7 protein-coding genes are annotated in these 9,514 nt (G+C 60.4%); 5 read left to right on the top strand and 2 right to left on the bottom strand.

Annotated features, from left to right (window positions below):
- The 4 genes from VGY55_01125 to VGY55_01110 form a co-directional block, all read left to right on the top strand.
- Positions 1-273: hypothetical protein (locus tag VGY55_01125; protein ID HEV2968556.1), on the top strand; the 273-nt coding region annotated here is incomplete at its 5' end.
- A 281-nt stretch (positions 274-554) separates the two neighbouring features.
- Complete coding sequence (locus VGY55_01120) at positions 555-818, top strand: hypothetical protein (protein ID HEV2968555.1); 264 nt, start codon at positions 555-557, stop codon at positions 816-818.
- Positions 819-1,003: 185 nt separating this feature from the next.
- Entirely contained in the window at positions 1,004-1,471 is a 468-nt protein-coding gene (locus VGY55_01115; protein ID HEV2968554.1) for a ParA family protein, read from the top strand.
- An 8-nt stretch (positions 1,472-1,479) separates the two neighbouring features.
- Positions 1,480-1,788, top strand: a complete 309-nt coding sequence (locus VGY55_01110; GenBank protein ID HEV2968553.1) for a hypothetical protein — start codon at positions 1,480-1,482, stop codon at positions 1,786-1,788.
- A 1-nt stretch (position 1,789) separates the two neighbouring features.
- Here the strand turns inward: VGY55_01110 and VGY55_01105 are convergent, their stop codons facing one another.
- Complete coding sequence (locus tag VGY55_01105) at positions 1,790-2,392, bottom strand: hypothetical protein (protein ID HEV2968552.1); 603 nt, start codon at positions 2,390-2,392, stop codon at positions 1,790-1,792.
- Between the two features lie 1,661 nt (positions 2,393-4,053).
- Positions 4,054-4,530: a hypothetical protein gene (locus tag VGY55_01100; protein HEV2968551.1), complete on the bottom strand. Its 477-nt coding sequence runs from the start codon at positions 4,528-4,530 to the stop codon at positions 4,054-4,056.
- On the opposite strand from VGY55_01100, the gene VGY55_01095 reads away from it, so the two are divergent.
- A partial coding sequence (locus VGY55_01095) for an RHS repeat domain-containing protein (GenBank protein ID HEV2968550.1) occupies positions 4,502-9,514 on the top strand: 5,013 nt, incomplete at its 3' end. The genes VGY55_01100 and VGY55_01095 overlap by 29 nt on opposite strands.

Here is a 9,514-nt window from a genome sequence, read left to right as displayed (position 1 = left end):
TTCGTCATGGTCACGCTGTTCGCATATCTCTGCCTTGTCGTGTGGCGATTCAGATTTCGGGACGGTCTCACGGCGATGGTTCTCGTGGTCGGCACGGGCATCCTCTTGGCGATTCTTTGTTATCGGCCGAAGGAGGACGAGGAGGACGAGCAGGAACAGCGTGGTCAGGCCGATGAAATACCGGCTTCGCCGCAGCCGGCGATTGGCGACGAGAATCCATACAAGTCGCCAGCGACAGAAATCGCCAATAGAGGTCGCGACAATCTTGAGTAGCGCCCGAGACGATTCATCACGATCGCCTTTTTTGTTTTCGCAATGCTAATGGCGTTTGTCACAGCGTTGCCATAACAGGCTGCGCTGGCCGCCGTGCCCGCGGAGAGCGAATCGCCCTGGCGATATGTGGCCAAAAGGATCCCTTGCTCCGGCGGCCCGCGGCCGGGGATAATGTGGCCATGCAGATGGAGCCGCCCCGCGTCCGGGTTTTTCATATGCAGTCGGGTAGAATGGGAGGCGGTTGCGCAAACGAAATCGAACCTCAATAACGATTGCGAATCATGCCAGTGCATCCGCACGATGATTGGGGCAGTGTCTGTTTTCTCATCTACTGCCTCATTGGGTTGCCGGTTGTTTGGCTTCACGTGCGCCAACAACGCATGATCGAAAGCACAAAGCAAAGTCGTCAGTCCGGCATCGTTGTCTACACCCTAGCGGTCATGTGGCCATTGCTGCTCTTCGCCATGCTGTTGAATTATTGGCAGTCGTCGCCAAGATCGCGCAAGCCAAAACCCGACGACCCGTCGCAAAAACGATCAACTTGACACGACAGGATCGCCCGTTATCCAGCCGCCCGGCGTGCGGCCGCGTCAACCCTGGGACGTTGAGAATCCCGCCCGCCGATGCGTTGACCGGTCGGACCTAGCCTTGCCCATCCGAGTGGATTCGCGAAGCAATTCCAGGGGTTAAGGCTGTCCGACTCGACAATCCGGACATCATCCTGAACGAGTTGCCGACTCTGGCACAAGACGCCGATTTCGTCGTCGCCGACGGGCCGGGGAGTCAGACCGAGACCAGCCGAGCGCTCTTACTGCGCGCAGACATGGCCATCGTTCCATGCAAGGCCAGCATGTTGGAGATCAGGGCGCTGGCGAAGGCGACAGAGGTGTTGCGCCAGGCCCAGGACATCAGGGGAGGCGTGCCCAAGGCAGTTATCGTGCTCAGCATGATTGGATTGAACTATCGGCTCACGCAGGACATGCGGGACGCAGCCAAGGCCCTCGGCTTGCCGCTCGCCTCCAAGTCCATGATTTTGCGGCAGATTTACGCTGACGCGCCGGGGCAGGGGGCGGTCGTTTGGCAGATGGGATCGCGTGCCCGCGAAGCGGCCCAGGAAGTGGACGAATTGTTCCGCGTCCTGCTGCCGGACGCGGTCAAGAAGCGACTGATTGTCAAACGTAAAGCCGCTATCGCATAGGAGAGACAATGGCCGAACGACGCTCGCTCATCGAAGGCATGAAGTCCACGCCGCCGCCAATCGACGCCGGCGTCGAAAAGCAGTTTATCTACCGCGAAAAACCACCAGCCGCTCCGACTAAGGCCGCGGCGGCAACGGTCGCGACGCCGACCGTCAACCGCGTGCCGCTCAGCACGCGGATGCGCGAGGACTTTGCCAAGGCGCTCAAGCGGGCGTCGCTCGAAAGGCAACTCAAAGGGGTCGCGCCGAACACGCTTCAGGACATCCTTGAGGAAGCCGTTGAACCGTGGCTGAAATCCAACGGATACCTCAGTTGATTCACTCCGCAGGAGCGGGGAGGGCAGGGGCTTCGAGCAACGGCAATTCCTGCTGCCGAGCCGCACCTTTCAGGTGATAGGACTTCACGAACGCCAGGCGGTCGCCGTTGAACATGAAGCGGATGTTGACGAAGAAGACGCCGTCGCTAGGACTGCGGTAGAGGAATTCTTTTTCGAGCAGTTCGCGCACGCCGCGCTGGTACGTCCGGTCGTTGATGCCGTGATCCTTCGCCACGTACTGATTGAGCTTGATTTCATCGGAGCCGGGATTCGCCCGCATTTCGTGGTAGACGAGTTCAAATACTTGAATGCCGGTCTTCGAGAGGCCCGCGGCCTGCTTGATGCCGTCGAGAAAGAGTTTGACGAAGCGGCTGGTCTCGACCTCCTCTTCCCACCAGAATCCCATTCCACCGATGCCCTTGAGTTCCCCGGTGCTGTTGTCAACGATCATCGCGCCCTTGCCGCCGGGAACGTGAAACCGCTTGTTCCGCGTCTGCATTCCGGTGGCCGCCGGGACGCTGGGGTTCGTCCGATAGATCGGGAAGCCACGCTTCGTGCTTATCTGGTTCGCCGCCAATCCAGCAATCTGGCGATCATCCGACATTTTTCCCCTCCGTTTTTGTCACTTAACAGTCAACACACTGGCAGACTACCGACAAAAGCGCAAGTCATTTCTGTCGGAGAACCGCACGATTCTGACGGTCAACCGCCCAAAAGTGTCGTTTCGGATTCAATGAATTCAAATGGTTGAGCCATTCCCCTTTCTTATAACTAAAAACCCCTCGACTAACCCCGACGACGCGCGCGCACCCACAGCGCAGGCGCAGGCGTCGGGTATCGTCATCACTTTCCAAGACTGCCGCACGGCGGCTGAAGAAGTGAAGTTCGACGAATTCCAATCCACAAATAGGCTGTTGATCGAGCCACGGACTTCTTCCCATCGCAGCGCCGAACCAAGAGGTGAGGGGGGATTGGCCTTCAAGAAGAAGGTTCGGACCAGTCCAACCGACATGCTTCAAAATCGCAGCCGGAAGAGGCAAGAAGAAGGGAAGGGGCTTCAGTCAGGGGTGAACCGCCCAAGAATCTTTCCGTCCTTCGTTAGCCCTTTTTTGACAGGACTCCGTAGCCTCCAACGCTCTGTCAACTGACAAGGCCGACTACGGTTTTCCGGATTGCTGGCGGCAGTTGGCCCCACGCGGCGATAACCCCTTGCAAATCGGCGTCAAGCAATGACGCGTCGAGGCAGTTAGTGCATCCATTTTGCAGCGCCCGAGCAGCACGGCACACTTGGCAAATCACGCAATCGATAGGTGGAGTACCAGTTGAGTCGATCCTCTCCGCGGTTTCGATTTCAGCTTCCTACGGGGCAACTCGCCGCCGTCAATGCCTAAACTCCTTCGTATTGCGCTTCGATACCACGCATCGCCGGATCGCCATTCGCGGCACGCAAGGCCGCGTCTATCCGATTCTCAGATTCTCCTTAAATGCAGCGGTCGCGCGTCAAGATCTCGCCGTAAGAATCTGGTCGCCGCTTGCCACCACGGACAATTGAGCTTGCGAGCAAGATGCCGGCCGCTTGTTTGAGGACGACAATCCGCTCCGAGATTGTAAAGATCGCACCGGCGGCCCTAGCGGGAGTGAGACTTTTTCAATGTCGATTGGCTCTTTCAATGCGAAAATCGCTTCGCGGGTGAGGGCTTAAGGCGTCGCGTAGCGTTTGGCCCAGATTCTGCGTCGGGGGTCGAACAAAACATCGACGATCCGCATCAGCGCCGCACCGTGCCGGCCAAGGAAAACCATGCCCGATCGTGCTAGCGTTTGGTGAGACTTTTATTCGCGTCGTGCGGCCGAAAAAATTTCTTGCAATCCGCGCAACCGTCGCTAAGATCGAGGGGAGCTAGAGTCGCTCGCGTGGATTGAGGCAATCCATTCTCAGGGGCCGGCGGCTTCTGCGTTCTGCAATCGGAACTGTTCATTCTCTTTTCCATTGATCCTTCGTCGTCCGCCGTCGCGGCGCTGCGGAGTGATCGTATGTTCGAGGCGGACGGAACCAATTCGTCGAGCGGTCGTTCACGGCCGGAAGTTCACGCTCCATCGAGCCGCGCTTGCCGAGCGTGGCGGTCGTGGAGACTCGCGCTCAGGATTCACGCTGCGTTCGGCGTGCATCCCGCTTGGTCGTCGATTTTTTCTTGGCCACCATTTGAAATTGTCCCACGCTCTATTGTATACTTATGTCCACTTAACGTGGCCGCCTATAAGGTGCGGTCAGTGGCCGCAATGCATGCCCCGCCTCTTTTGAGTTGCATCCGCAATAATCCCGAATCCTGAAACGAATAGATCCCAGCGGAGAATCACCATGTCTACCAGTTCTTCCTCAAGCGGCTCTGGCTCCGCACCCAGCAGTTCGTCCTCGAGTTCGTCCGGCAGCAGTTCTTCCGGCAGTCGCTCATCCGGGGCTTCTTCCAGTTCGTCAAGTGCCGGCTCCAGCGGCTCGTCGGGATCCAGTGGGTCGTCCAGCAGTTCGTCGTCCGGGTCAAGCAGCTCATCGAGTTCATCCAGCAGCAGCTCATTGAGTTCATCCAGCAGCAGCTCGTCAAGTTCGTCGGGCGGCAGTTCCTCCGGACCATCGAGCAGCGGTTCGTCCTCCGGCCCTTCCTCCTCGGGCTCGAGCAGCACTTCGTCCAGCTCCAGCAGCTCCTCCTGCTGCGGGCCGATGGCCAGCCAGTCCGTGCCGCCGCTCAAGCCGCCAACGTGCTGCAAATGCTGCGATTGCGGCTGCGGCTGCGATGACTCCACCGGGGTTTGCCCGGCCTGCGGCGCCGCCTCGACGGACGCCGCCAGTCTCAGTCTGCTGCCGGGAAGCTCCGATGCGTCCTACTCCAGCGGAATTAGCTCGTGCGACATGTCGATGACGCCGCTGGCCGGCGACAACGGGATGAACTGGATCAAGGACCCCTATGTCGGCAAGTGCACCACCGGCGGCCAGACCTTGACGGTCGTCGTCTTCAGCCCCTGCCGGATGTTTCAGTTCACCGGCAGCGGCCCATCGTTCACGGCCACCGGCGGAGCGAACTCACCGCCGGTCTCGCTCAAGTTCGACTACAGCCAATGCGCCTACATCTTTGACGACTGCAACGGCGACGAGTACACGTTCGATTGCAACGGGAACTTCCAGAAGCTGATGAAGGCCGACGGGACTGATGTCCAGATGGGCAATCCCGACATGCACACCAGCGTCACCGATCCCGTGACGGGAAACGTGACGACCACCTCGGTGCTTTACGCGATGGTTCCCAGCGGGCCGAACGCCGGGCGGATTGCCGGCGTCACGCTCCGCCGGCAAGTCAACGGCGGTCCCTGGACCGAAATCAGCCGGGTGCTCAACACGTATTACAACCCCGGCGACCCCTCGGGGAACGAGGGAGATTTGCAGACCGTCACGAGCCAGGTGCTCTTGGGGAGTGCCTGGGTCACCACGAAGACCAGCTACTACCGCTACTACACGTCGGCGAGTGCGCCCGGATTTGTACACGGATTGAAGTACGTCCTCGGCGGCGAGGCGTATCGCCGCCTCCAGGCCGACCCGCAAGTGTGCGATCCGCTTCTGGCCCCCGACAGCCTGGTCGCCCAATATGCGGATAAGTATTACGAATACGACAGCCTGCACCGCGCCACGAAGGCCGTGACCAACGGCGGCCTCTACACCTACTTGTATTCTTACGCTTCCAGCAGCTTCACGCCCAGCGACTACAACACCTGGGTCCAGAAGACCACGGTCACCCGTCCGGACGGGAATCTCGAGATCTTCTACGCCAACTCCATCAACCAGATCATGCTCCACGTCCTGCAGGATGGATCGGGCAACAAGTGGATTGAATACCACAAGTTCGACTCCAACGCCCACGAGATCCTGATGGCCGAACCGTCGGCAGTGACCAGCTACAACGAGGGCGTGGCCAATTTAGGCGTGACGCTCAATACCACCGGGCTCATTCACGCCACCACCTACTATTCCGGCTCTTCTGTTGGCGCCGGATACAAGCAATACGAGCAGGTCCAGCAGGGAGGGAGCGGGACGCCGATCAACGTGCGGCAATACACCTACACTTCCCACACTGCCGGCGCTGGCGGACCGACCATCATACTCGTCGCCTCCGTGACCGATTATCAGAGCGATTCGGGGGGCGGCAGCAATCCGACCACGACGAGCTACTCCTACTCGTCGTTCTACTCCGGCACCAACCAGCCGACGTTCAAGACGACGACGCTGCCTGTCATCGCGACGGGCCAGAACGGCGACGGGAACACCTACGTCATCAACGAGATGTTCGACACGTTCGGCAACCGCATCGCCATGCAAGACCAGCGCGGCTTCATCACGACCTATCAGTTCGACGTTGCGCTCGGCGTGATAACGCGGATGGTCCAGGACGACGCTCCCCCCTCCGGCTCAGGCTGGACCGCCAATCCCGGCACGCGGCTCAAGCTGACGACCGACGTGGAATATGACGACCAGGGGCGCGTGACGCAGACCCTTTCACCGGCGTTCAACTCCAACGGTCAGTCGGTTCGCACGGCAAGCTGGACGGTTTATCGCGACGATTTGGAAGAGACGTGGACCGCCCAAGGCTACGCCACGGGCACCGGCGACGGCCCGCAATACGATTACACGCTGGTCAACCCCGTTGTGATCTCGCGAATGGACGACGACGGTCGGACCATCGATTCGATCCAAGCCGTGCGCCTGCCGTCGCAGCCGGCCGGGGTGAACGAGGCCGCTGTCTGCGGCGACACGTCCCTGTCCAATCCCGCGTCTCCGGCTCCGAGTCCGTTTGTCGAGTCTCCCGGCCGGCTGTCCGCGGCCGACAGCTTCCCACAAAGCACGTGGGTCCGCTGGTCCAGTTCGCAATACAGCAACCAGAGCCAGCTCGTCTCGACTCGGATGTATTTTTGCGTTCCGCCTTGCGGCCTGGGCTGCCTGGGGACGAACTACAACGAGACGGCCTACGGCTATGATTCGATGAACCGCCAGAACCGCTTGGTCGCGCCGGGCGGCACGATCACGCGCAGCGTGTTCGACCTCCGCGGCTTGCTGCTGTCGAGTTGGGTCGGCACCGACGACGCCTGCGCTACCGATAATGACCCGACCGGCGGCGGCGCGATGGGCAACAACATGGTGATCGTCACCGGCAACGTGTACGACAACGGGAATCCAGGCGGCGACGGCAATCTCACGCAGCAGACCGACTACGTCGACGCCACAGGCTCAAACGATCACATCACCACGTTCGTCTACGACTTCCGCGACCGCCTCACTCAGACGACGCAGGTTCTGGTCTCCACGGGAACGGTCGTCAGCGTCATCACGGTCAACACCTACGACAACCTGGATCGTGTCACGCTGGTGCAGCAATACAACACGTCGATTGCGACCGCCAATCTGATCCGGCAAAGCGGCACCGCTTACGACAACCTAGGGCGCGTCTATCAGACCGCGCGCACTTCCGTGACCGTCCCCGGCGGAGCCATCGGCAACAACTTGACGGACAACACATGGTACGACCCGGCCGGGAACATCGCCAAGTCGCTCTCCGCCGGTGCGTCTCAGACCTACACCAAAACGCAATACGACTCCGTTGGCCGGCAAAGCGGGTCCTTCACAGGCTATTCGCCCGGCAGCAACGACAGTCCGTGGACAGTTGGCGCCAATGATAAAATCTTTGGGCAGTCCGTGCCGACGTACGATGCTGCCAGCCATGTGCTGTTGATGGCCGCGTTCCAGCGCAATCAGGGAGACAGCACAACCACCGGCGCCCTCGTCAACGCGAATGCTCGGATGAGCTACGCGGCCTCGTGGTATGACGGCATTGGCCGGCAGATCGCCTCGGCCGATTACGGGACCAACGGCGATGGTTCGACGCCGATCCTGCCGACTTCTCCGCCAGCGAGCGGTTCGAGTGTGTTGGTCAGTCTGACACAGTATAATGAGCGAGGCGAGGCATATCTCGCGACCGATCCGGCCGGGAAGGCGACTCGCACCGATGCGGACGACGCCGGGCGGGTGATTCGCACGACGGAGAACTACGTGCCGCTGCCGCCATGCCAAACCTGCGGCAGCACAAGTCCCTGCGATTGCGGTCCGTCGCCCGCGGACTCCTGCCCGCAGGCAGGCAACGATCAGAACGTGATCGTAGAGATGACCTACAACGCCGACAATCTGGTGCTCACCATCACGGCCAGGAACCCCGTCACCGGCGACCAGAAAACCTGCTACCAATACGGCACGACGTTGCCGACATCTTCCATCGCGCGCAATGATCTTCGCACCGTTGAGATCTATCCCGACGCGACGGATTCGACCGACCATGTGAGCTACACCTACAATCGGCAAGGCCAGCCGATTACCAAGACGGATCAAAGCGGCACGGTCCATGCCTACTCCTATGACCGCTTCGGGCGAATCACGTCCGACGCAGTCACGCAGTTCGGGACCGGCGTCGATAACTTGGTCAGCCGGATCGCCACCGCCTACGAAATCCGCGGCATGATGAGCCAGGTGACGAGCTACAGCGGCGCGTCGATCTTCAACCAAGTCACGCTCACCTATAACGGCTTCGAGCAGTTGCTTACCGATCAGCAAGATCAGTCGGGCTCCGGTGGTCCGAATCTCACGGTGGACTACGGCTATGCCGACGGCACGAACAACACGATCCGTCGCATGTCGATCACGTATCCCTACTCCACGGGCGCCCGCTCGGTCATCTTCACTTATGCCTCGGGCGACGACGACAAGCTGAGCCGCGTGAGTTCGTTGATGTTCAATGCCACGACGGTCGCCGCCTACACCTACTTCGGATTAGGCAGCGTCGCCGGCACGAGCTACTCGGCCGGGACCTTTGGCAGCACGTTGGCCAGCAGCACAAACTATCCGGGCTTTGATCAGTTCGGCCGGGTCATCAATCTCCCCTGGACGAAGACCACCACCGGCGACTTGGCCCAGATCGGCTACGGTTACGACTTGGCCAGCAATCGCACGTACCGCCAAGACATCAAAGCCGAAAGCCTGACCAAATCCTTCGACGAGATTTACGGCTACGACGGAATGCAGCGCCTCGTGACCGCCTCGCGCGGCCAGTTGAACACTGGCAACACGCGGCTGCAATCGTCTACCTTCGGCCAGACCTGGGGACTGGACGCCACGGGGAATTGGAGCCAATTCACACAGTTCGACGCCCAGTCGTCCACGTTCGCAGCCCTCGATCAGCAGCGGACGAGCAACAAGGCTAACGAGATCACGGCCGTCGGCGCCACGGTCGGCCCGGTCTGGCAGACCCCTGCCTACGACCGCAACGGCAACATGACCACCGTGCCAGAGCCGACCGACATGACCCTCGTGGCCAGCGCCACCTGGGACGCCTGGAACCGGCTGGTCAAGTATCAGGATGCGTCGTCCAATTACCACAACAGCTTTTACGATGGCCTCAATCGCCGGGTCCTTTACGTCGAGGCCGATACGCCGCGAGCTTATGTTTACAGCGACCAGTGGCAAGTGCTCGAAGAGCGCGTCATCCCGTATTCCACGCCGGACCGGCAGTACGTCTGGGGCTTGCGCTACGTGGACGACCTGGTGCTCCGCGATCGCAGCACAAGCGGCACGCTCAACGAACGCCTGTACGCTTTGCAAGACGGCAACTGGAACGTCATCGCCATCGCGGACAGCACGGCC

The organism is Pirellulales bacterium, assembly GCA_035939775.1.
Lineage (GTDB): Bacteria > Planctomycetota > Planctomycetia > Pirellulales > DATAWG01 > DASZFO01.
This window is presented reverse-complemented; position numbering and strand designations above follow the sequence as displayed.

What these genes read in the sequence shown, in the direction of transcription:
- VGY55_01110 (HEV2968553.1), top strand. Translation starts at nt 1,480, where the DNA reads ATGGCCGAACGACGCTCGCTCATCGAAGGCATGAAGTCCACGCCGCCG.
- VGY55_01120 (HEV2968555.1), top strand. Translation starts at nt 555, where the DNA reads ATGCCAGTGCATCCGCACGATGATTGGGGCAGTGTCTGTTTTCTCATC.
- VGY55_01105 (HEV2968552.1), bottom strand. Translation starts at nt 2,392, where the DNA reads ATGTCGGATGATCGCCAGATTGCTGGATTGGCGGCGAACCAGATAAGC.